This is a genomic window from Pectobacterium parmentieri, from assembly GCF_001742145.1.
In the GTDB taxonomy this organism is placed as follows: domain Bacteria; phylum Pseudomonadota; class Gammaproteobacteria; order Enterobacterales; family Enterobacteriaceae; genus Pectobacterium; species Pectobacterium parmentieri.
This window is the reverse complement of the sequence record NZ_CP015749.1, coordinates 4,648,191-4,671,769: the sequence shown is the minus strand read 5'-3', so window position 1 is coordinate 4,671,769 and position 23,579 is coordinate 4,648,191. Positions and strand designations below refer to the sequence as shown.

Here is a 23,579-nt window from a genome sequence, read left to right as displayed (position 1 = left end):
GCGGATTAAGGTATGCTCTTAGTTGCTTTCCAGCATATTGATAATCTGGTTAGCAACGACCTTGGCACTTTGCTCGTCAGTCCGAATGGTAACATCCGCGATTTCTTCATAAAGCGGGTTCCGCTCTTTCGCCAATGCTTCCAATACTTCACGTGGAGGGGTTTCAACCTGAAGTAACGGACGTTTCTTATCACGCTGCGTGCGGGCCAGTTGCTTCTCGATTGTCGTTTCCAAATAAACGACAACGCCGCGCGCAGAAAGACGGTTACGCGTCTCACGTGATTTGACTGAGCCACCGCCTGTTGCCAGTACGATGCCTTGCTTTTCCGTCAATTCATTAATGACTTTCTCTTCACGATCGCGGAAGCCTTCTTCGCCTTCCACATCGAATACCCAGCCCACATCAGCCCCAGTGCGTCGCTCAATTTCTTGATCGGAGTCGAAAAACTCCATATTGAGTTGCTGAGCTAATTGACGGCCAATAGTGCTTTTGCCGGCACCCATAGGCCCAACCAGAAAGATATTGCGTTTCTCTGCCATGTTTTTTGGTATTACTAAGACAATTCGTTAATGATAACCCGCCCCGCCAATCAACCCAGCGGCGGGACCTAAACTGAAACCTCATGAGCGATAGTGCGAGAATCAGACAAAAAATTATCTCAAGACTCAGGGTAGTTTGGCAACCGAATAAAATGTCACACCGACCACAGAGGGTCAATGCAGTATGTTTTGTAGACATTTTCGGTGGAACAACACTTCAGTGCTCAATTCGCTAACCCTTGTAAGCTAAATCCGCCGCAGCGTCAAACTCATAAGCGCTGAACGTGACAAAAATATTGCGTCCTATCTGCAAAAAATTACCGTACAACATCAGAGCGAGCCTGGGTTTGCTCACGATGAGGCAGGTATCAACGTCGGTGTAATGAAAATAACCAATTCTCGTCGCGTATGCTGCTGAGTATGGTTTCTGAACAGATGACCAAATACGGGAACCTCACCCAATATTGGCACCTGACTGCCACTATTCTTTTTTTGCTGCTGGAAAATGCCGCCTAATACAATAGTTTCTCCATCAGCGACCGTCACCTGAGTTTGGATTTCCTGTTTATCGATCGCTAACGCTTCGCCATTATCGCCTTGCTTAATCGTCTGTCCCGGCATGTTTTGACTGATTTTCAGGTTCAGCGTAATGCGTCCGGCACGCAGAATGTCGGGCGTCACTTCCATACCGAGCACCGCTTCTTTAAACTCGATGGAGGTCGATCCGCTAGCACCGCTGGAAACCTGATACGGAATTTCCGTTCCCTGCTTAATACTGGCGGTCTGCTGGTGTGCAGTAAACAGGCGGGGGCTGGCGATAATTTCAACCTGGCTTTCCTGCTCCAGCGCCATTAATTCCAGATCCAGCAAACGGCCATTCAGTCTCGCCAAATGGAACCCCGCATTGACTGCTGGCGTGTCTACCGGCAGGCCAACATTAAAATTATTCAGCCTGAGTGCCTTGTTCGCCGCGTTTCCTTCCCCCAGCCCCCAGTTAACCCCCAGCGCCTGTAGGTGTTCGCTGCTGATAGTGACAATATGCGCCGCCAGTTGCACCTGCGCTAACGGCAGATCGAGCTCCTTTAACCACGGTTCGAGCTGTGCCAACGCGTCTTCCGTATCGCGAATCAATAAGGTATTCGTCCGCTTATCCACAGTTACGCTGCCACGTGTAGAAAGCAGGGCTCCACGCTGGGCCTGAACGCTGGCCGCTACGTCAACCACATCAGCATACTGCAACGCGACAGAGAGGTTATGTAGCGGCAGTTTCTGCGCCAACTCCACCATGCGTTCATCCTTTTCCTTCTGTTGGGACGCAAGATGTTCAGCAGGGAAAACCAGCAGCACATTTCCGTTGCGCTCGACGCTCAGTTTCCCCATGCGTAAAACAATATCCAGCGCTTGCTGCCAGGGAACCTCTGCCAGTCTCAGGCTCAGATTTCCCGTCACACCCGGCGCGATGACCACATTGAGCTGTTGGTGATCGGCTAACGCCTGTAGCACCTGAGGTATTGGCGAATTCTCAAAAGCCATCGATACCGAAGGTTCAGCCCCGACCTGATACGGTACGGTGAGAAGCAGTAGCCAACTCAACGTCGCCACGCGACATAACATTCTTATATTCATAACCTTCCTTGTTATCGAGATAAGTGGTTGTTAAAAATATGGGTCGGTAGGCAAGTTTCACTTATCCTTTGGCCTATCAACAAATGGCGAATCCAGCAACAGGCTATCCGGCAGGCCATCACAGCCGGCCTCACGCAACGTCGGAACAAGTGTGGCCCCGGATTTGTCTAGTTGGCTAACCACCCAGTTTCCTGGCGGGATCGTCTCGCCACTGGTTAGTTTTACCCACCCCATCTCTGCCTGTGCTAACCAACCAATCCAACGGTCACCAGAACCAATTACGCCCTTTAGCCGCCACGCAGGCAAAGTCGCCGAGGGCAGGCAACGTGCGGCGTTCAAAGGATGAAAAGGGTCGATACGCGCTACGGTTTTTTCTGCCTGCACGCTATGCAGCACGAATAACAACATCCATGCGATACGGCAGGTTGTCTGGCTCATTGCGCCACCTCCGGCCCGATCAGCGATAATTCAACCTGTAGCCGTGGCGCTTCCGACGGCAGCGCTGTTGGTGCGGTATCTGGCTTTACCGTCAACTGCGCAATTCGCAATACATAAGGCAACGCCGTTAATTCGCGAAGCACCTGTAATACCCCCGCGTAATCCGCGCTAAATGTCAGTTGCCAACGTTCCTGGTGGGGCGTTTCTGCAGAACGGGAAACTGGCTGCCACGACAGCAGAGAAGCACCCGCCTGCGATAAGGGTTTGACGAGTAGCTGTGCCAGCCTGTCGGACTGAAAGGAAGTGCTTTGCGTGATTTTTCCCGCTAACTGCGCTCGTAACACCGACAGTAACGGCATCGCATCGAGTTTCTGTTGCACCGCGTGTATACCCAGACGCGCCTGAACAGTTTGCTCTTCTATGTCACTCACCGCTTGCCGGACGCTATCGATAAAGAGCCAGCCTGATAGCAGCCCAACGGGGGCGACAAACGCCAGTTGAAGGACGACCTGCCGCCAAAGCGATTTAGTAATGAGCCTTGGTCGATTCAACACAGCATCAAGCATGATTTTTTGATTAATCATGATCATCCCCTTGTAGGGCATCAGTAGCATCACGCCAGTCAGCCTGTAAGGAAAAACGTAGCCCGTTATCCACACCACGCTCTCGGGACGTGCGCAGCACTTGCACACGTTCGACTGCAACATGGCGCAATAACGCGTGCTGTAGCGTAATGATGTCGTGATAGTTTTCGCTCACACCTGTAAGTAACAGATACGATCCACGATCGACAATTTCCGTCAGCCACAGGCGCTCAGGCATCATGCCAGCAAGCCGCTCTAACAAATGAAGATTGCGACGATTGTCATGCAGGATTACCGCCTCTGCACGTTCTTGCACCTGAAAACGATGCAGCGCTTCCCGCGCGAGGTGAGTTTGCTGATACAACGCGGTCAATTGCTGCTGTTGCGCCAGAACCGCATTGAGCCCATCCTGTGCGCGTTGTTGTCTGTGCTGCCAAAACAGATAACTTGCCGCAATAAGGCATAACATCAACCCCGTCTGTAGCCACAATAGCCCTAACCAGCGGCGTGCCCGCTGACGTATCTGAGTGTTACGCCAAGGTAAAAGATTAATCAGCAGCATGGTCAGGCATCCTCAGGGCGCAATGCCAACCCACCCGCGATCGCAAAAGCTGGGGGAAAACTCGGTAGCGGCGGCTGCATGTGGCTAAACACCGTTAACGGCGACCACAGCAATAATTCGTCAGTACGCTGGCTGAGCAAATCGGGTGAGACGCTGGAGCAATAGGCTATGCTATCGACATCATGCTGATAGCGAGTGCTTACAACCGATACGATATCAGTTTCGTCATTCAGTTCATCAAGGTGTATTACGCCCGAGTGAAACGCATGGCTCAACGGGGATGCCCACAGCCAACCCTCCAACAGGCGATGCAGAAACAGACGGTTGGATTCAAGTCCGACCAATTGTGCCATGGTTCGAAGCGCGCACGTTGGAACGTCAAGGACATCAGGACGCAGCCCCGCGCTCTTAAAGCATGTCAGCCATTTGTCGATTTCCTGTAGGCGTGCTGCCGTCACCAACAGTGAACCCTGCGCCTGTGGATCTTCCCGATAGTCTATCGCCAGCGATTCGCGGCTAATCGGCAGCTTACGAGCCGCCATGGTTTCAATATAGAGACTACGTTCTGGCTCCTGTAAACGCCGGTCGGGTTGCGGCAAATGCTGCTGCAAAATCGACTGCACAGGAAGCCCTACCCGCAGCGAAATGTGTTCAGGCAGTAAACGACGCCATGTTCGTAAGGCCTCACAAAGCACCTCAGTATGGTGTAGACTACCTGTGTGCAACGTATCGTCCGGTAGTGGATATTCCCACCAGTGACGAAGCTGCCAGCCGTAGCGGCGACGCTGAACTGCCAGAGCGCGCATGAAGCCGTTCTGTATATCTAACCCAACCCGCCAGATGTGATAAGCCATGTTTAACCCGATTTCCTTATCCAATAAACGTATCCACAGTGCTGGGTTATCTTTATACTAGCGCCCGATTGTTTATAAACTGTCCAAACGCTACTGAATGGAAAATCCCAGGTGAAGTTCGTAAAGTATCTATTCATCCTTGCAGTCTCTTGCATTCTGCTGGGAGCTGCCTCGATATATGGTTTGTACCGCTATATCGAACCCCAACTGCCCGATGTCGCCACGCTGAAAGACGTCCGGCTACAAACGCCAATGCAGGTCTACAGCGCCGACGGCGAACTGATCGCTCAATTTGGTGAGAAACGCCGTATCCCGCTCAAGCTGGACCAGATTCCTCCTGAGTTGGTACATGCTTTTATCGCGACCGAAGACAGCCGCTTCTATGATCACCATGGTGTCGATCCCGTCGGGATTATCCGCGCCGCATCTATCGCGCTCACCTCTGGTCATGCCTCTCAGGGGGCGAGTACCATTACGCAACAGCTCGCCAGGAACTTCTTCCTGAGCCCAGAACGCACTCTGATTCGTAAGATCAAGGAAGTGTTTCTGGCTATCCGTATTGAGCAGTTGCTGACCAAAGATGAGATCCTTGAGCTCTATCTGAACAAGATTTACCTCGGCTATCGCGCCTATGGCGTTGGCGCAGCGGCACAGGTTTACTTTGGTCGCCCTGTTGACCAGTTAACGCTGAGCGAAATGGCGATGATCGCCGGCTTGCCGAAGGCTCCATCTACGTTCAACCCGCTCTATTCCTACGACCGCGCCGTTGCCCGCCGCAACGTAGTGCTTGCGCGAATGAAGGATGAAAACTACATCACGCCGTCGCAATACGATGCGGCGCGTAACGAAAAGCTGGTCGCGAATTATCACGCGCCTGAAATTTCGTTCTCCGCACCGTATGTTGCAGAAATGGCGCGGCAGGAGATGTTCAAACGCTACGGCGAAGATGCATACAACGACGGTTATAAGGTCTACACGACGGTCACCAAAAAATTGCAAACTGCCGCACAGGATGCATTGCGTAATAACATTCTCGCCTATGACATGCGCCACGGTTATCGCGGCCCAGGCAAAGTGTTATGGAAAGTGGGTGAAGGCGTTTGGGATCAGGCGAAGATGATTGCCGCCCTGAAAGCGTTGCCGGTCTACGGCCCCCTCTCTCCAGCCATCGTCACCAGCACAACAGCAGACAACGCCATTGCTATCCTGTCTGACGGCAGCAACATTGCCTTGCCGATGGCGGGTATGCGCTGGGCACGCGCCTATCGTTCTGATACGCAGCAAGGGCCAACACCGAAGCGTGTAACGGATGTAGTGCAGACAGGCCAACAGATTTGGGTGCGTAAAGTGAACGATGACTGGTGGCTGGCACAGGTGCCGGACGTCAACTCTGCTATCGTCTCACTCAACCCGAAAAATGGCGCAATAGAAGCGCTGGTTGGCGGCTTTGACTTTAACCAAAGCAAATTCAACCGTGCAACACAGGCGCTACGTCAGATTGGTTCCAACATCAAACCGTTTCTGTACACCGCGGCGATGGACAAAGGTTTAACGCTGGCAACAATTCTGAACGATGTACCCATCACCCGTTGGGATGCCGGTGCAGGATCTGACTGGCGGCCGAAAAACTCCCCGGCAACCTATGACGGCCCGATCCGTTTGCGCCAGGGGTTAGGCCAATCTAAAAACGTGGTGATGGTGCGCGCCATGCGCGCGATGGGCGTCGACTATGCGGCGGAATACCTGCAACGCTTCGGTTTCCCGGCGCAGAATATCGTCCATACCGAATCGCTAGCGCTGGGTGCGGCCTCGTTTACGCCGCTACAGGTTGTACGTGGTTATGCCGTCATGGCAAACGGCGGCTATCTGGTCGATCCCTATCTGATTAGCAAGATAGAGAACGAAGTAAGTGGAACGGTCTTTACCGCGACACCGAAAGTAGTTTGTGATACCTGTAATCTACCGTTGGTCTACGGTGATACGCCACGTTCTCCGGTGCTAGCAACCACTAACGTTGAAGATGTGGCCACATCAAACGAAGCACCGCCGTTAGGTCTGCCGCAACCAGAACTGGAGCCTGTTACACCAGAGGCCGCACAGCAAAATGCAGCACAGCCTTATGCACCGCACGTTATCAGTACCCCACTGTCATTCCTGATTAAAGACGCGCTGAACAGCAACGTCTTTGGTGAACCAGGTTGGATGGGAACGGGCTGGCGCGCAGGTCGTGATTTAAAACGTCGTGATATCGGCGGTAAAACCGGTACAACAAACAGTTCCAAAGATGCCTGGTTCTCCGGTTATGGCCCGAATCTGGTGACTTCAGTCTGGATCGGCTTCGACGATCATCGCCGCGATCTGGGTGCCAGTAGCGCATCTGGGGCCATCAAAGATCAGATCTCCGGCTATGAAGGTGGCGCAAAATCGGCCCAGCCCGCATGGGATGATTTTATGAAGGCCGCACTGGATGGCGTACCGGAACAACCGCTGACCCCGCCACCCGGCGTCGTCAGCGTGGTCATTGACCGCAGCAGCGGCAAGTTGTCCAGCGGTGGAGGGAACAGCCGTTCCGAATACTTCGTCGAGGGTACGCAGCCGAAAGAATACGAAGTGCATGAAGTCGGCACCACGCTGATGGATAACGGACAAAGCGAAGAACTGTTCTAGCCAGCGTTCGATGACGTTACGCAGTACAAAGAAGGCACCAGAAACGGTGCCTTCTTGTTTTGACTACGATGATGAATCAGGAAATTAGCGGGGTGTACGGCGCAACCAGTCGTGAGCCAGAAACAGCGCACTGACATTACGGGCCTCGCGGAAGTCGGGCTCTTGCAGCAGTGACATCATGTTGTCTATCGGCCAGCGGACTTGCGGCAGGGGCTCCGGCTCATCACCTTCCAGACTCTGCGGGTACAGTCCGCGCGCCACCACAATATTCATCTGGCTGGAAAAATAGGAGGGAGCCATGGTTAACGTCGCCAGCAGGTCCATCTTCTCCGCCCCGAAACCAACTTCTTCCATCAATTCGCGATTCGCCGCTTCAAAGACCGTTTCACCGGGATCGATCAGCCCCTTGGGGAAACCCAGTTCGTATTCCTCAATGCCGACAGCGTATTCGCGGATCAGCAAGAGTTCATCATCAACGATCGGGACAACCATCACCGCCTGCCGACCGCTTGAGCGCATCCGTTCATAAACCCGGCGTACCCCGTTGCTAAATTCAAGATCGACGGATTCCACATTGAACAAGCGCGAACGCGCTATCGTTTCCACCTTGAGGATTTTAGGTTTTTTCAGGTTATGACTCATTGATGCCCCCAGAGAATTACGACCAGAACGGCACCTTAGCCCAACGCGCATGGGGGGCTGCGTTTATCGCAACCTGAACACGACATGCTGTTGAATAAGAAGAGATCGTAAATATTCTTTTTTGATTCTATTCACATTGTGCGTTAACAGTCACCTTCGCTGCAACTATCGTGACGATGAATTTACGTGTGAGCAACATGCAGGACACATCCTGTATGAGAAACCACCGCCACAAGTCAATAACTTAAAAAAAATAGGATTATCCTCATTCAATAGGCATTTTTTGCTTGTTACTATCATCACCTTATGCGATTAATTCTATTCATAATTACGTTATTAATCTAAGAAAACAACGCCATACGGGTTATCATCGATTGTATAATTTTGTTAAACTCCGACGGAAACAAGGAGCATTGCGTTTTGGAATGGAGATGACATGAGCACAATATTTACCCTATTGGCGATATTGCTTGCCTGTCTGATCGTTATCGGAGGTCTTGTCGGCTACCGTATGCGACGCCGTTTCCTGTCCGCTCGCCCCTTACCTGTTTCACAATCGCTTCCCCGTCGGTTAACTGAAGATGAACGGATCGCCATTGAGCGCTATCTGGCTCAGGAAAACAGTCAACAAACCACGCCGCTTGATATCCCCAATGCACAACCAAAACTGCCGCGATCTCTGCAAAGTAATCGGGTGTACCCTATCACGCATACCATTACACGCTACGGCCTGAGCACCGATGCTCAGAATAAGTGGCGTTATTATATCGATACCCAGGAAATTCATCTGCCGCCCAATTGGGAACAGTTCATTACCGAAAACAACACCGTCGAACTGATTAAGACACGCTCGATCCCGTTGGTCATTTCCCTAAACGGGCATTCGCTAACTGAATGCCTCGACGAGCGTCCACTGGCTCCGCTACCGGCTGAAATCCCCGTGCCAAACGCCTCCATCCGCCAGGAAGGCAGTGAGCATGCGGAGTTGGTCACTATCCGCAAAGAAACGCGTGAAGAACACGTCATGCACCACTCCAGAGGGTTGAAAGAAACGGCCGTGCTCTGCCTGTCTTTTCTACTCCTGTTCATCAGCCTGAATAGCCCTATCACCTTACTTCCCTGGCTGATCGGCACCGCAACGTTACTGGTAAGCTGGAGTCTGTGGCAACTTTTCCGATCGCCGTCCGCCCAAGAACTGCAGGATGTGCATTGCCTTCACGGCACGCCGCAAGGCTTGGGTTTGTTTGGCGAATCCAATCAGGGACCACTCGGCAATATCTCGCTCGGCAACATCGATCTGATCTACCCGCCTCACTGGCAGCCCTATATCACACAGGATTTGGGGCGAAAAACGGACGTAGATATCTATCTCAACCGACAGGTGATCCGTCAAGGTGAGCACCTTTCGCTGCATGATGAAGTGAAATATTTTCCGCTACAGCGCTGGGGCCGGAACCTGCTTCTGGCCACCGGTTCACTGCTCAGCCTGATGTTGCTGGTCACTAACGTGCAGCTTGAACTGCCGTTAAAACTCAGCCTTGCCTGGCTTCAAGGCGCACAACACATTGAGGTAACGCAAGTCAGCGATCTGGAAAAAGCCCCACTCCGTATTGGCGATACGCTGGCGGTTCGCGGCAATGGCATGTGCTATGTGCCAGCAGGCATTCACCCGGTCTCCGCTCCATCGTCCTATGCCTTCAGCCCTTTCGACTGCTCCGCGATTTACTGGAACAAAGCCGCGCCACTCCCACTGCCGGAATCCGAGACGATTGAAAAAACGTCCGCCTTGCTTAAATCCGTCAACAGCCAACTCCATCCACAAACGGATAAAGAAGGTCAGGTCAATTCTCAGTTAGCGTCCACCATCCAGAAATCAGGGCTGATTCTGATGAAGAACTTCGCCGATGTCGTCCTGAGAACACAAGATTTGTGTAAACAGGAAAACGATTGCTCCCGCCTGAAAAATGCGCTGGTGAATCTGAGTGACGTCAAAAACTGGAATACCTTGGTGAAAGATGCCGATTCCGGCAAGTTGAAAGGCATGAATGTCGTGTTGCCTGCCGTCAGCGCAGAAACACTCGAATCATTGGTCAACAGTTCCACCGATCAATTCTTCTATCAGGAAATCAATAATGCGGCAGAGTCGCTAAACAGCCCGCCACCCGGTGGGTTCCTGATCCGCAGCGATGAAGGCCGGCAGTTCGTTAACCATCCACTCCCTCCCATGCCGCTCAATGAATACCGTCCATCAGATCAGTGGCAGGAACTTCAGCGGCTTTCAGCGATGCTGCTACATACGCCGTTTAATGCCACCGGCGTTATCACTCAGCTCAATACCGATGCCAACGGGACGCAGCACATCAGCCTGCACAGTGAGCCCGATGTCATTACCGTCTGGCGCTATCTCGGCAGTTGCCTGCTGCTGCTGCTCTTTTCCGCGACGTTTATCATTAATGCGGTTCTGACCGGTATTAAAATACGCAGAAGCCAGAAACGGGTTACCGATATTCAGCGCTATTACAGCTTACGCTTCAATATGATGGCGGATTCATTCTCGGATAATCGTCCTCAACTCCCCCGCTGACAGCATCGTGCCCTCTCTACGATTATGCTAACCTAGCGGAATCGGTTTCTTGCCACTATTGCATTGCGCGTCTCCTGCTTCATCACTCCTATGGCACGGCGCGACATCTGGAGTCGTTATGAATCCCCACGTTAACTGGCACGACATCGACACCGTGATACTGGATATGGATGGCACGCTGCTCGATCTGGCGTTTGACAGCTATTTCTGGCTTCAATTGGTGCCGCAGTCGCTCAGTGAAAAACGTCGAATCAGCCTTGAACAGGCGCACCAGCTTATCCAACAAGAGTATCAAGCCGTTCAGCACACGCTAAACTGGTACTGTTTCGATTACTGGACGGAACGTCTCGATCTGGATATCTATCAGATGACGACAGATATCGGCACGCGTGCCCGATTGCGCGACGACACCACGCCGTTTTTAGCGGCGCTGCGTGAGTGCGGTAAAGAGACAATTCTGCTAACTAACGCCCATCCGCACAGTCTGGCGGTAAAAATCGAGCATACAGGGCTGGATCAGCACCTTGATTTATTGCTTTCCACCCATACTTATGGGTATCCGAAAGAGAATCAGCGTTTATGGCAGGCCGTACAGCAGCAAACCAGCTTTGACCCCGCCAGAACGTTATTCGTGGATGACAGCGAACCGATTCTGGATGCTGCGAAAACGTTCGGCATCCATTACTGTCTGGGCGTGCGCAATCCAGATTCTGGCCAGCAGGAGAAGACATTCCTGCAACATCCGTCAATGAACGACTACCTTACGCTGCTACCAGCCCTGCGTCACTCCGTTAACACCGGAGCATGCGGTTGGCCTGAGGGGGAAACGCGGTGATGGGGTTCCCGTAGGGATGCCTCGCGCCGTGGTCACCCCCGGTAACGCGATCCTTAAACGATCGGCAGTAGGGTAATCAGGAGAATTTATGGCGAAAGCTACCGAACAGGCTGACGACGCCGTTCGTCTGGACAAATGGCTCTGGGCCGCCCGTTTCTATAAAACCCGAGCGATAGCCCGTGAAATGATCGACGGCGGCAAAGTGCACTATAACGGGCAACGCGGTAAACCGAGCAAACAGGTCGAGCTGAATGCCGAGATTAAACTGCGTCAGGGGAATGATGAACGCACCGTCATCATTTTAGCCGTCAGCGGCCAGCGCAGAAGCGCGACAGAAGCGCAGGCGCTGTATCAGGAAACGGCAGCAAGCATTGAGAAACGAGAAAAGGTGGCGCAGGCGCGGAAAATGAATGCGCTGACGATGCCGCACCCCGATCGCCGCCCTGATAAAAAAGAGCGACGCGATCTGATTAAATTTAAATACAGCGATCAGGACTAACGCGCTACGCGTCAGAGAAGACCCGGCAATCGCCGCACTCCTAGCCGCCGCACTACGACGAGAAAATATTATGGCTCATGACCAACTACATCGTTATCTGTTTGAAAATTATGCCGTTCGTGGCGAATTGGTGACAGTTAACGAGACGTATCAACGTATTTTGACCAACCACGACTACCCCGTTGCGGTAAAAACCCTGCTGGGAGAAATGCTGGTTGCCACCAGCCTGCTGACGGCCACGCTAAAATTCAGCGGTGATATTACCGTTCAGCTTCAGGGCGATGGCCCGCTGAAGTTGGCAGTGATTAACGGTAACCACCAGCAGCAGATGCGCGGCGTTGCCCGTCTGCAAGGGGATATCGCACCGGGGAGCACGCTGAAAGAGATGGTCGGCAATGGCTATCTGGTTATTACGATTACGCCGACCGACGGCGAACGTTATCAAGGCGTTGTTGGCTTAGAAGGTGAAACCGTTGCCGAATGTCTGGAAAGCTATTTCCAGCAGTCCGAACAGTTGCCGACACGCCTATTTATCCGCACCGGACAACATGAAGGAAACCCGGTCGCCGCAGGCATGCTGCTACAGGTATTGCCCGCGCAGGATACCGACCGTAATGATTTTGATCATCTGGCCCAGCTCACCGCCACGGTCAAAGCCGAGGAGCTGTTTACCCTACCTGCCAATGAGGTGCTGTACCGCCTTTACCATCAGGAAGAGGTTACCGTGTATGAACCACAGAATGTCGAATTCCAGTGTCACTGTTCGCGCGATCGTTGCGCAGATGCATTAATGACGCTGTCCGATCAGGAAATCAATGAGATGATCGAGCAGGACGGTGAAATAGATATGCACTGCGATTATTGCGGCACGCACTACCTGTTTAATTCACTAGACATCCGCGCCATTCGGCACGACTCATCAGGAAATCTGTTGCATTAGCCTTTTTAACGGGTACGTCAGTACCCGTTTTATTTTGCTTATTCTCCCGCTTACAAACCACCATGGTTATTTTGCAAACACCATGAATAAGCAAAGTTATTAATGAATTTATTTAATTTTATGATTGCTATCGCGGTTAAAATAAGCTCACTCCCTACAATGTTTAGTAGTACGACTATAACTTGAGGAGTAGCAACATGCAGATCAACGGTATTACCCCGCAAGCCCTGGCTGCTTATGGAATCCATGATGTCCGCGATATTGTCTACAATCCCAGCTATGAACTGCTTTTTAAAGAAGAACGCTCTTCTACCCTACAAGGCTATGAACGTGGCATCGAAACCCAACTGGGTGCAGTAGCCGTTGATACCGGCATCTTTACTGGCCGTTCCCCGAAAGACAAATACATCGTGCGCGATGACGTTACCCGCGACACGGTGTGGTGGTCCGATCAAGGCAAAGGCAAGAACGATAACCACCCTCTGAGCCAGGAAACCTGGACGCACCTAAAAGAACTCGTCACCACGCAGTTATCCGGCAAGCGGTTGTTCATCATCGATGCTTTCTGCGGTGCTAATCCAGACAGCCGCCTCAGCGTGCGTTTCGTAACCGAAGTGGCCTGGCAGGCGCATTTCGTCAAAAACATGTTTATCCGCCCAAACGATGAAGAACTGGCAGGTTTTGAACCGGATTTCATCGTGATGAACGGTGCAAAATGCACCAACCCGAACTGGCAGGAACAGGGGCTGAACTCTGAGAACTTCGTCGCGTTCAACCTGACGGAGCGCATCCAACTGATTGGCGGCACCTGGTACGGCGGCGAAATGAAGAAAGGGATGTTCTCCATCATGAACTACCTGCTGCCGTTGAAAGGCATCGCCTCGATGCACTGCTCGGCAAACGTCGGCGAAAAATCTGATGTGGCGGTCTTCTTCGGCCTGTCCGGTACAGGTAAAACCACGTTGTCCACCGATCCGAAACGCCAACTGATTGGTGATGACGAGCACGGCTGGGACGACGACGGTGTCTTCAACTTTGAAGGCGGCTGCTACGCCAAAACCATTAAACTATCCAAAGAAGCGGAGCCGGATATCTACGGAGCCATCAAACGCGATGCGCTGCTGGAAAACGTTACGGTGCTGGCAGACGGCAACGTGGACTTCAACGACGGTTCCAAAACTGAGAACACCCGCGTCTCTTACCCGATCTACCACATTCATAATATCGTTAAGCCGGTCTCCAAAGCGGGTCATGCCACCAAAGTCATCTTCCTGACGGCGGACGCCTTCGGCGTGTTGCCACCCGTTTCTCGCCTGACATCCGATCAGACGCAGTATCACTTCCTGTCCGGCTTTACGGCCAAACTGGCGGGAACTGAGCGCGGCGTGACGGAGCCGACACCAACCTTCTCCGCCTGCTTTGGCGCAGCCTTCCTGATGCTACACCCAACGCAGTACGCCGAAGTGCTGGTGAAACGTATGAAGGCGGCAGGCGCACAGGCCTATCTGGTGAATACCGGCTGGAACGGCAGCGGCAAGCGTATCTCAATCAAGGATACGCGAGGGATTATTGACGCCATTCTGAACGGCAGCATTGATGATGCAGAAATGCAGACGCTACCCGTCTTCGATTTGGCAATCCCGACCTCGCTGCCCGGCGTCAATCCTGACATTCTCGATCCGCGTGATACCTATGCGAGTGTCGAAGCGTGGCAGGAAAAAGCGGACGATCTGGCACAGCGTTTTATCACCAACTTCGATAAATACACCGATGCGCCAGCAGGTGCGGCACTGGTAAAAGCGGGGCCGAAGCGCTAAACGCTCACCAGAAACACACAGAGAAAAGGCGCGGATTCCGCGCCTTTTGCTATTTTAGGACTTAAGAAGAGGTTATGACTCACGCTGGTGGCCTAAGCCTCATTTTAGGAGAAACATGGGGATGAGGTTCCCGCAGGAACACCTCGCCCCGAGGTCGCTCCGTGTATCTCGGTTCTTAAACGATCGGCATTAAGCTTATGACTCGTTTGCAGCACCGTTATCCACTACAGACGCATCCGATAACAGCGGCAAATATGCACGGACACAAAGCCCACCGCGTTCGCTTGTGCCAACATCCAGCACGCCATTATGCGCATCGATAATACGCTGCACAATCGCCAAGCCCAGCCCTGTCCCGCTGGTGGTTCGCGCGCTATCACCGCGCACAAACGGCTGGAACAAATGCTGTAATTGATCGGTCGCGATACCTTCTCCGTCATCTTCTACCTGAAACCAGACGCGCTGTAACTCACGTCCGGTACTGACCTTGATCCAGCCGTTACCATAACGCGCTGCATTCACTACCAGATTCATCGCCGCTCGTTTTATCGAGAGCGAACTGATGCGCACCAGCAGCTCACCGGTAGCAAATTCACTGTCAATCTGACGTTCATAACCGCTTTCCGACGCCACCACTTCACCCATAATCGCGTTCAGGTCAGCCACTTCCGTCTGCATTTCCTGACCGGTGCGCAGGTAGTCGAGGAACTGCTCAATAATCGCATTACACTCTTCAATGTCCTTATTGATCGACTCTGCCAGATAGTCATCTTCCTTGCCCATCATTTCGGTCGCCAGACGAATGCGCGTCAGCGGCGTACGCAGGTCATGACTGACACCCGCCATCAGCAGCGTGCGATCGTCGGCCAGCAGCTTCACGCCAGAGGCCATCTGGTTAAAGGCGCGCGTCACAGAACGCACTTCAGACGCACCATACTCCCGCAGCGGCGGCGGAATAATGCCTTTACCGACCTGCAAAGCGGCATGCTCCAGCTCAACCAGCGGTCGGTTTTGCACCCGAATAAATAGCCATGCACCGCCAATCACCAGCAACATAATCGCCAGCGTATAGCGGAAAAGCGGCGAGAAATCGCCCTGATGAATTTCAGTGAGGGGAACGCGTACCCAGATATCCGGTGACAGCCAGGTTTTCAGCCACACCACGGGCGTGTTCTTGCTGACTTCGACCCGCACATCTGTCGGGCCGCCCAGTTGTTGCGCCATCTGGTCACTCAGAAACTTATAATGCTGGGCCCAACGCAGGCCACTTTCCTCCGCCGCGGCATTGGTGTATAGCGATATACCCAATTCACGGTAAATCTCACGCCGGAACGCAGGTGGCACCTCAAGCGTGGAGCCATCTTCGAGTTGCAGACTATCCGTCATCAGCATTCTCACTTCGTATGCCAGCACTTTATTGAACTGCTGCAAACTCGGCAAAATGGCAAAGTTGAGCACCACCAGATAGGTGGTGACCAAGCTGACAAACAATAACGTGACAATCAGTAGCAACGTCCGTGCAAATGAGCTGCGCGGAGAAAAGCGCCATTGCATCATGCCTTACTGCCGTCCGGGACAAATACGTAGCCAAGACCCCACACGGTTTGGATGTAGCGTGGGTGCGCCGGATCCTCTTCCACCATGCGGCGCAGGCGAGAAATTTGTACGTCGATGGAACGCTCCATCGCGCTGTATTCGCGACCACGTGCCAGGTTCATCAACTTATCGCGAGACAGCGGTTCACGCGGGTGGCTTACCAGCGCCTTAAGCACGGCAAATTCACCGCTGGTTAACGGCATCGGTTCATCATCGCGGAACATTTCACGCGTACCCAGATTCAGCTTGAACTTGCCAAACGCGATAATCGCTTCTTCCTGCGATGGCGCACCCGGCAGTTCGTTTGCCTGACGACGCAGCACGGCACGGATACGAGCCAGCAGTTCACGCGGGTTGAAAGGTTTAGGAATATAATCGTCCGCGCCAATTTCCAGCCCGACGATACGATCCACTTCTTCCCCCTTCGCCGTCACCATAATGATCGGCATCGGGTTGCTCTGGCTGCGTAAACGACGGCAGATGGACAGCCCATCCTCGCCTGGCAGCATCAAGTCCAGCACCATAAGGTGAAAGGATTCTCGGGTCAGCAAACGGTCCATCTGTTCAGCATTCGCTACGCTACGTACCTGAAAACCCTGTTCGGTCAAATAACGTTCTAACAGCGCACGCAAACGCATATCGTCATCTACAACCAGAATTTTATAGTTTTCTTGCATTCTCTTTCTCCAAAGGCGTAATAGCGCCGACGCTGCTATTGTTCAGAAACACACGAATTACTGACAGTCGTTTCTGGTATACATTCTAGGCAAAATTGTTACAAAGCATATTAAAATTCGTGTAATCAATCATTTCCTGTGCCGTCAGTCATAAAATCATCGGTGCTTTACGCAGGTCGTGGTTAACAAAGATTGTCGGTTACCAAGATTATAGTAACGCCGCCGCCAATAAAAAGGCACCGTGGCGGCAAATGTCCTCCATCAGGCATTCCACATTTGATATATCGACATTTTCAGAGGGATGCAGGAATTGCACGGGCCGCTCCGACGTAACCATCGGAGCTGCCTCTCATTTACGGCGCAAGACTGACGAAGTAGCCCGGCTGGTAGTCAACTGGTAAAAACTGCTGATGAAGCTGGCGGAAAGTGTCATCCGCATTGAGATCGCGGAATAAATCTGGGTGAAACCACTCTGCCAGTTGCTGAATCGCGATGAAATCATACGGGCCGTTGTAAAACTGATGCCAGATAGCATGGAACGCACGCTTCTGTTTGGCAATGCTGTTGGTATAAGCCGGACGCCCCAGAAACCATTCAAGCCGCTTGCGCCCTTCCGCCCTGTCCTGCCCCGGTCCTAACCCAATCCAGCGGCCGCCGGGCACGAAGGCTTCAAAGTTGCCGCTGGTGATCACCACGATCTCTGGGTTTTCCACAATCACCTGTTCAGGATGCATTTGCATGAAAGTATTCGGCGCGTTTTTCGCGGCCACGTTATCGCCACCAGCCAACTGCACGAACTTACCGAAGTTATCCCGACCAAACGTCAGGCAGCACTCATCGGTGTAGCCACCCAGTCGCTCAATGAACACGCGCGGAGAACGCGGGTGTTTCGCTGCCAATATGTCGGAAACGCGTTTTAGCTGCGCCTCACGGAATGCGAGAAAGGCTTCCGCACGCGCTTCCTGATTAAACAGCGTGCCGAGTAAGCGCATGGTCGGTGCGGTGTTTTCCAGCGGGTGATAGCGGAAATCAACGTAGACGATCGGAATACCGACGCTGTCCAATATCCGGTCGTAACCCGCATCGACAATCGCCCGCTGCGCCTCAATGTTCATAATGATGACGTCCGGCTTCAGGGACACTGCCTGCTCTACGTCAAACGTGCCCTTTTCCGTGCCGTCAAACGTCGGGATCGTCGCCAGTTGAGGAAAACGATCGCGATACTGGTGCCACGTTGCCGGATCGGATTGAATCAGATCGCGCCGCCAGGCAACAATCCTTTTCGCCGGATCTTCTCTGTCGAGCATGGCAACCAGATAAAGCTGACGCCCCTCTCCCAGCATCACACGCTGCACTGGCGTGTTGACTCTCACCTCGCGCCCCAACACATCCTTGACGACGGTTGAGGTTTGCGCAGCCTGTCCTACCAGCGGTGACAGAAATACCATCAACAGCGCACCCAAAAATAACGAACGGCAACGCTGCCGCTTCCAGCTAGTTAACATTTTCGATATTTCCCTTCGTCGAGAGAGAACCATGTTTTTCCGCTTGCCTCCGCAGACGTCGTAGCAGCATCAGAGCAACCAGTAAGGTCACCAGATACGCAGCACCAACGCAGAAGAATAGCGAACGTAATCCGGGGGAGTAGAGAACTAATCCGCCCAAAGAAATGCCAAGAATCGAGGCAAACTGGCTGACGCTTTGTGCCACGCCGAGTATGTACCCCTGTTGTCCGGCACCTGCCGCACGGGAAATCAGTGCCATCAGAACCGGCGTGGTTGCCCCCAACAGTACGCCCCACAGGAAGTAAAGCGGGATAAAAATCGCAATATTCAACATGGTAGCAGCGGTCAATGTCACGATGGTACAGGCCAGCATGACCACGCACAGGCGGCTCAGCGTCTGCGGCAGCGAGAGGTTTTCAAAATAGCGCGCCCACAGCGACGCGGAGACAATCACGCCGGTCGCTTGCAAACCATAGCACAGGCCGATAACCCACTTATCCACCTGAAAGAAGCCGTCCATGTAGAGGGAAAACGGCGTTTGCGGAATCATGCGGCTGGTCAGCAACAGGCCGGAAATCAGCAGTAGAGCGGGGATCGGAGACAGCGCCCAGAGCCGTTTGCGGGGTGCCTCTTTCGCCTGCACATCCGCAGACGGTGCCGTTGGCACCATCGGGGCGACATGCGGCAGAAATAGTGCCACGGTGATGCCACACAGCGCACACAGGATCGCGGCGCTCAGGTTGATCCAGAAGAAGTTCAGGTAATCGAGAATCAGCCCGCCAACAATCGCCCCCAGCAGCGATCCCACGTTGGTGGAGACCTGAAGCCAGGCAAACAGCCGCGTGCGCTGTAACGGGCTGACCACTGCGACGCCATACGCCTGCGCGGGCGCAATATAACCCGCACAGGCACCCTGAATAAAACGCAACACGACGATCGTCCAGATATCATTTGCCCACGCCAGCCCAAGCTGAGTCAACGCCAGCCCGAACAGCGCGCGGATCATCATGGCCTTGTTGCCCAACCGATCGCCCATCCGTCCCCAGAAGGCGCTGGTCAGCATAATGCCCAACATCGGCCCGACGTACACGGCAATCCCCGCGATACTCAGTTCAGCGTCGGACGACATGCTTTCCAGATGCAGCGGCCAAAACGGCCCGCTCATCTCCATCGCCCCCATCGCCACCAGTTGTACGACAAACATAAAGTGGATGATGAACGCAACCTGTCCGGTCAAGCGCATGCGTCAGTTCCTTTTGCTTTCACGGTGTCACGCCGTCTCACTTCGGCCACTGTGCCGGGAAATCGTCGGGACAATCCCACGTAACAGCGGGAAAAACACTGCAGCAAAGCTAAACAGGTTGCTCATGACCAGCTCCTTAATGAGGGGTTTCTTATAACCCGGCTCCTTAGAAATCAACCGCTACGGAGAGCATCAGCGTCCGCGGCGTTCCCTGCGATACCGTGCTGAACGACGTCACGCCAGACCAGTAATTGCGGTCAAAAGCATTAAGGACATCTGCGCGGAACGTGGTCGGTGCGTTATAGATGCGCGTCTTGTAACGTGCACCGAAATCGACGGTGGTCCAGGAAGGGATAGACTGGGTATTGATGGTGTTGACGTTCTGCTTCCCGTTATGGATAACGTTGGCGTTCAATGTTAGATCGCGCAGGAACGGCAGGTCATACTCCACTCCGGCATTCGCCTGAAAACGTGACGTGCCCGGCGCACGTTTGCCCTGCGCACCCAGCGTCACGCTTTTAGTCAGCTCCGCATCCAACAGCATCACGCCGCCCGTCAGACGCAGATCCTCCAGCGGTGAACCGACCACATCCAGCTCGATACCCCGATTGCGCTGCTCGTTGGCTTCAACAAACGTGCCGTTAACCAGCGCACCGCTCGGCTTGGTGATCTGGAAGACGCTCAGCGTGGAGATCGTCCCCAACGCGTCCATTTTTACCCCGGCTTCGTACTGTTTGCTCTTATACGGCGTGAGTACCTGCCCGGCATTACTCGCCGTCATGGGTGCCACATCCCCTTTACTCAGCCCTTCGATATAGTTGGCATAGAGCGAGACGTGCTGCCAGGGTTTAACAATCACCCCGAGCATCGGGGTGATTGCGCTCTTGTCATAAGAAGAGCGCGTCCCGCCATCCGGTGCAGAGAAATTATCCGAGTTGATCTGCTGATAACGTAAACCGCCCGTGACTTGCAGTACGTCGTTCCAGAAACCGAGCGTATCTGCCAGCGCGATGCCCGACAGTGCAGTGGAGGAGCGTTTGTATATGCTCGACGGCGCGGCAATGTCCTGTGCTGGCACATAAACTGGATTATAAATATTTGAATCAATCGCTGTTCCTGCCCTACTAGCGCTGGCCTGACGATCGCGATAGTAGCTGGTCTGTGCCGACAGCTTATGCGTCACCGAGCCTGTTTCCACATCCGCACGAACGCCGGTCGCGAAATTGTAACGACTGGTGGTAAAGCGGTAATTCCCTACGCCAGAACGGATATCACCATTGTTATTCGTGACCTGCGGCACCTGCTCCGACAGTCGGCTCACGTGTGCGCTGGAACCACCCAAATCGGTAAACCAGGTGACGTTATCCGCCAGATCGTATTCGGTATGCAGCAGCACCGACTGATCTTTGGAGTGCCAAAACCCCCACGGCTGAGAAATATTGTTATTACCATCCGGCGCGTCAGGCACGGTCACGCCCGCCGCAAACGAATAAGGACGAGACGGCGCACGGGTTTTCAAATGCTGAGTGATGAGATCCAACGTGGCGCGGAAGCGTTCTGACGAGAAATCCAGCCCAAGCGAGCCGACCTGTGTACGTTTGTCGCTGCCGTCCCACACCGTGTCGCCGTAGCCGTAATTCCCGTTAAAACGCACGCCGAGCAGATTGTTATTGTCCAACGCATAAACGCGGGAAATATCCGCATGTTGCGTAAATTGAGAATCAGACTGCCAACTGGTGGTCAGGCGGGTCAGATTGCCTACGGTGGTCGGGCGTTTGGTGACAGCGTTAATCACACCGCCCACACTGCTGTTAGGCGACAGCCCATACAGCAGCGCCGACGGCCCTTTTAGCACTTCAACCCGTTCAATGTAGTCGGTCATCAACTGATAGTTGGGCGCAACGCCGTACACGCCGTTCATAGCGATATCGCTCAGGTTGCCTTCGTTGAGCGGGAAACCACGAATGTAGTAGGAATCCAGCAGACCGCCCTGCGAACTACTGACTCGCACCGAGGCATCATGCGCCACCACCTGCCCCAGCGTCTGCGCCTGTTTGTTTTCAATAAACGACGACGTCATGTTACTGACGTTAAACGGCGTATCCATGACGTCCTTTTTGCCCAGTAGCCCGGTGCTGGACGCACGCGCCGACATGCCGCCCGCCACCAACCCCTGCGCAGCCTCAGCATCTTTGGCTTCAACCACGATAGTGGAATTATCGCGTTCCGCCGTTGCTGCCTGCACGGGTATCGTGACTCCGCTCAGCACAGCCACTGTGACAGCGACGGCCAACGTAGAGGGAATAGGAAAACGCGTTTTCCCGGTAGACGGCGTGAAGTTCTTCCTGGCGTTCATCAACAAAGTTATCCATCTCAAAATGAGGAATGAAAAAGATGCTCCGGTTTTGCAGCCGATGAGGCAGGAGCATCGCCATACATCACGATCCGATGCGGGTTTATTCCCCTTCCGTGAGGAAGGGATTGCTCAGACCGTGCTGAATCCGGTAGTCGCGGTATTTCTGGATATGCATGCGCAGCGGCGAACCAATCGCCTTGACGCACTTTTATTTGAATAATCAGAGAGAAATTATCTGAAAACTGATGTGTACCCCTGCGTTTAACCGCGTCTACCTTGATATTCACAACCACGCCTCATACAGATAAAACAGGTAATCATTGATTGCCGTAACGTATAAAAGGGTGTTATTAGCGCTCGGGTTAACACATCCCGAAACGTAATAAAAATGTCGTGATAGATAGATTGAAAAATAATGACCGGAAAGTTAGCATATCATTAACATAAATGTAAATGGGTATCATTGTTATTCGTATTTAATTGGTTACATTTTAATAAATTTATTTTTAATCAAAAAGTTAATAGAATAAAATCGGAGTGGAACACGCTAAGCGCTATCTCCTCGTACCCGGTAATACACCCCGTCGCTTTCAGCATGCCGTTAACTACGGTGCCGATACCGTGATATTTGATTCAGAAGATGCTGTTAATCCAGATGATAAAAATCAGGCCAGAGAAAACATTATTCAGTGGTATGAAAATGATACTGCCGTCTCTGAAATAAACTGTAAAAAACCTATACAGTTAAATAAATTTGGTTCAATAGCGTTTAATGCAGATATCGATCGTCTGAATAAGCCTAATAAAAAAGTGGGATTAAAAAGCGACGAAACATCCCAAAATAAAGCAGTCAAATGGGAAACTGTTTTACCTAAAATAGCCTCCGCAGAAATGCGTCATGAAGCTGAGAAAATGAGAAATCGCAATAAACTGGAAAACGTGAATATTATTGCGATTATTAAAACAGCGCGGGGGGCGATGCCGTGCGGCAGGCCAGACAGCGGCTACGGGCGCAAAATGTAGATGATTACCTGCTGCATTTTTCACGCCGGCGATGCATCTGCCCGGTGTGAGCCGGGCTACGCTCATGGCTTAACGTAATCAATCGCATTGACGAACCACTCACGTGGGCCGTCTGGCGTATTGACGGTGAACTCCTCATCAACCGCTTTTTTCAGCATCGCGCGCGCCATAGGAGAGTCGATCGAAATATAGTCTTTACTGTCGCCGTAGATCTCGTCCGGGCCGACAATCCGCAAGCGCTTCACATCCCCTTGCTCATTTTCGATCTCTACCCAAGCGCCAAAAAATACGCTGCCATCCTGCTGCGGTGAGTAATCGACGATTTTCAATTCCGTCAGACATTTTCTCAGATAGCGCACACGGCGATCAATCTGGCGTAACAAACGCTTATTGTAGGTATAGTCCGCATTTTCTGATCGATCTCCCAAGCTTGCAGCCCAGGAAACGATTTTGGTAATTTCCGGGCGTTTTACATTCCAGAGATGCTCATGTTCTGCCCGCAGTTTGTCATACCCCTCGCGGGTAATCAGATTGGTTTTCAAGTCAGTAACCCCGTTAAGCTCTTAGCGCGTATGCTGTCCGGCGTATTTT

General features: G+C 52.8%; 21 protein-coding genes. 8 read left to right on the top strand and 13 right to left on the bottom strand.

Features of this window, described 5'->3' with window-relative positions; all coding sequences use genetic code 11:
• Nucleotides 1-18: 18 nt before the first annotated feature.
• The 6 genes from aroK to pilM all read right to left on the bottom strand — a co-directional run bounded on the left by aroK (nt 19) and on the right by pilM (nt 4,604).
• Nucleotides 19-540, bottom strand: a complete 522-nt coding sequence (gene aroK / locus A8F97_RS21190) for a shikimate kinase AroK (RefSeq protein WP_005969451.1) — start codon at nt 538-540, stop codon at nt 19-21.
• A 351-nt stretch (nt 541-891) separates the two neighbouring features.
• Nucleotides 892-2,166 carry a DNA uptake porin HofQ gene (gene hofQ, locus A8F97_RS21185; protein WP_015731353.1) on the bottom strand — a complete coding sequence of 425 codons (1,275 nt, stop codon included), beginning with the start codon at nt 2,164-2,166 and terminating at the stop codon, nt 892-894.
• A gap of 57 nt (nt 2,167-2,223) precedes the next feature.
• A complete protein-coding gene (locus A8F97_RS21180; protein WP_015731354.1) occupies nt 2,224-2,604 on the bottom strand; it encodes a HofP DNA utilization family protein in 381 nt (126 codons plus the stop codon).
• Nucleotides 2,601-3,188: a hypothetical protein gene (locus tag A8F97_RS21175; RefSeq protein WP_015731355.1), complete on the bottom strand. Its 588-nt coding sequence runs from the start codon at nt 3,186-3,188 to the stop codon at nt 2,601-2,603. Before A8F97_RS21175 ends, A8F97_RS21180 begins: the two co-directional genes overlap by 4 nt.
• On the bottom strand, nt 3,181-3,750 hold the full coding sequence (locus tag A8F97_RS21170) for a PilN domain-containing protein (RefSeq protein ID WP_014701676.1): 570 nt from the start codon (nt 3,748-3,750) through the stop codon (nt 3,181-3,183). The genes A8F97_RS21175 and A8F97_RS21170 overlap by 8 nt, the downstream gene beginning before the upstream one ends.
• A 2-nt stretch (nt 3,751-3,752) precedes the next feature.
• Entirely contained in the window at nt 3,753-4,604 is an 852-nt protein-coding gene (gene pilM, locus A8F97_RS21165) for a type IV pilus biogenesis protein PilM (RefSeq protein ID WP_033072221.1), read from the bottom strand.
• 111 nt (nt 4,605-4,715) lie between these two features.
• Here pilM and mrcA point away from each other — a divergent pair, with 111 nt between their 5' ends.
• Nucleotides 4,716-7,271, top strand: a complete 2,556-nt coding sequence (gene mrcA / locus A8F97_RS21160) for a peptidoglycan glycosyltransferase/peptidoglycan DD-transpeptidase MrcA (RefSeq protein ID WP_014701678.1) — start codon at nt 4,716-4,718, stop codon at nt 7,269-7,271.
• Nucleotides 7,272-7,355: 84 nt separating this feature from the next.
• Here the strand turns inward: mrcA and nudE are convergent, their stop codons facing one another.
• A complete protein-coding gene (nudE, locus tag A8F97_RS21155; protein ID WP_014701679.1) occupies nt 7,356-7,913 on the bottom strand; it encodes an ADP compounds hydrolase NudE in 558 nt (185 codons plus the stop codon).
• Between the two features lie 436 nt (nt 7,914-8,349).
• On the opposite strand from nudE, the gene A8F97_RS21150 reads away from it, so the two are divergent.
• The 5 genes from A8F97_RS21150 to pckA all read left to right on the top strand — a co-directional run bounded on the left by A8F97_RS21150 (nt 8,350) and on the right by pckA (nt 14,588).
• A complete protein-coding gene (locus A8F97_RS21150; protein WP_014701680.1) occupies nt 8,350-10,497 on the top strand; it encodes an intracellular growth attenuator family protein in 2,148 nt (715 codons plus the stop codon).
• Nucleotides 10,498-10,615: 118 nt separating this feature from the next.
• Nucleotides 10,616-11,332, top strand: a complete 717-nt coding sequence (gene yrfG, locus A8F97_RS21145; RefSeq protein WP_033072222.1) for a GMP/IMP nucleotidase — start codon at nt 10,616-10,618, stop codon at nt 11,330-11,332.
• 88 nt (nt 11,333-11,420) lie between these two features.
• Nucleotides 11,421-11,831 (top strand): ribosome-associated heat shock protein Hsp15, encoded by a 411-nt coding sequence (gene hslR, locus A8F97_RS21140; RefSeq protein WP_014701682.1) that lies wholly within the window; start codon nt 11,421-11,423, stop codon nt 11,829-11,831.
• A gap of 70 nt (nt 11,832-11,901) precedes the next feature.
• The gene (gene hslO / locus A8F97_RS21135; RefSeq protein WP_014701683.1) at nt 11,902-12,771 is read left to right on the top strand and encodes an Hsp33 family molecular chaperone HslO; all 870 of its coding nucleotides are present in this window, start codon (nt 11,902-11,904) and stop codon (nt 12,769-12,771) included.
• A gap of 197 nt (nt 12,772-12,968) precedes the next feature.
• On the top strand, nt 12,969-14,588 hold the full coding sequence (gene pckA, locus A8F97_RS21130) for a phosphoenolpyruvate carboxykinase (ATP) (RefSeq protein WP_014701684.1): 1,620 nt from the start codon (nt 12,969-12,971) through the stop codon (nt 14,586-14,588).
• A 195-nt stretch (nt 14,589-14,783) separates the two neighbouring features.
• Here the strand turns inward: pckA and envZ are convergent, their stop codons facing one another.
• The 5 genes from envZ to A8F97_RS21105 form a co-directional block, all read right to left on the bottom strand.
• Nucleotides 14,784-16,145 (bottom strand): two-component system sensor histidine kinase EnvZ, encoded by a 1,362-nt coding sequence (gene envZ / locus A8F97_RS21125; protein WP_033072223.1) that lies wholly within the window; start codon nt 16,143-16,145, stop codon nt 14,784-14,786.
• Nucleotides 16,142-16,861, bottom strand: a complete 720-nt coding sequence (ompR, locus tag A8F97_RS21120; protein WP_005969424.1) for an osmolarity response regulator transcription factor OmpR — start codon at nt 16,859-16,861, stop codon at nt 16,142-16,144. The genes envZ and ompR overlap by 4 nt, the downstream gene beginning before the upstream one ends.
• A gap of 353 nt (nt 16,862-17,214) precedes the next feature.
• Nucleotides 17,215-18,366: an ABC transporter substrate-binding protein gene (locus tag A8F97_RS21115; protein ID WP_014701687.1), complete on the bottom strand. Its 1,152-nt coding sequence runs from the start codon at nt 18,364-18,366 to the stop codon at nt 17,215-17,217.
• Nucleotides 18,356-19,609 carry an MFS transporter gene (locus tag A8F97_RS21110; RefSeq protein ID WP_033072224.1) on the bottom strand — a complete coding sequence of 418 codons (1,254 nt, stop codon included), beginning with the start codon at nt 19,607-19,609 and terminating at the stop codon, nt 18,356-18,358. Before A8F97_RS21110 ends, A8F97_RS21115 begins: the two co-directional genes overlap by 11 nt.
• A gap of 166 nt (nt 19,610-19,775) precedes the next feature.
• Nucleotides 19,776-21,965: a TonB-dependent receptor gene (locus tag A8F97_RS21105; RefSeq protein WP_033072225.1), complete on the bottom strand. Its 2,190-nt coding sequence runs from the start codon at nt 21,963-21,965 to the stop codon at nt 19,776-19,778.
• Here A8F97_RS21105 and A8F97_RS21100 point away from each other — a divergent pair.
• Both A8F97_RS21100 and A8F97_RS21095 read left to right on the top strand, forming a co-directional pair.
• Nucleotides 21,943-22,185 (top strand): hypothetical protein, encoded by a 243-nt coding sequence (locus A8F97_RS21100; RefSeq protein ID WP_033072226.1) that lies wholly within the window; start codon nt 21,943-21,945, stop codon nt 22,183-22,185. The two genes, A8F97_RS21105 and A8F97_RS21100, sit on opposite strands and share 23 nt — an antisense overlap.
• A gap of 317 nt (nt 22,186-22,502) precedes the next feature.
• Complete coding sequence (locus A8F97_RS21095) at nt 22,503-22,988, top strand: aldolase/citrate lyase family protein (RefSeq protein ID WP_050512692.1); 486 nt, start codon at nt 22,503-22,505, stop codon at nt 22,986-22,988.
• Nucleotides 22,989-23,050: 62 nt separating this feature from the next.
• On the opposite strand, the gene greB is transcribed toward A8F97_RS21095, so the two are convergent.
• Nucleotides 23,051-23,530 (bottom strand): transcription elongation factor GreB, encoded by a 480-nt coding sequence (greB, locus tag A8F97_RS21090; protein ID WP_015731365.1) that lies wholly within the window; start codon nt 23,528-23,530, stop codon nt 23,051-23,053.
• Between the last annotated feature and the right edge of the window lie 49 nt (nt 23,531-23,579).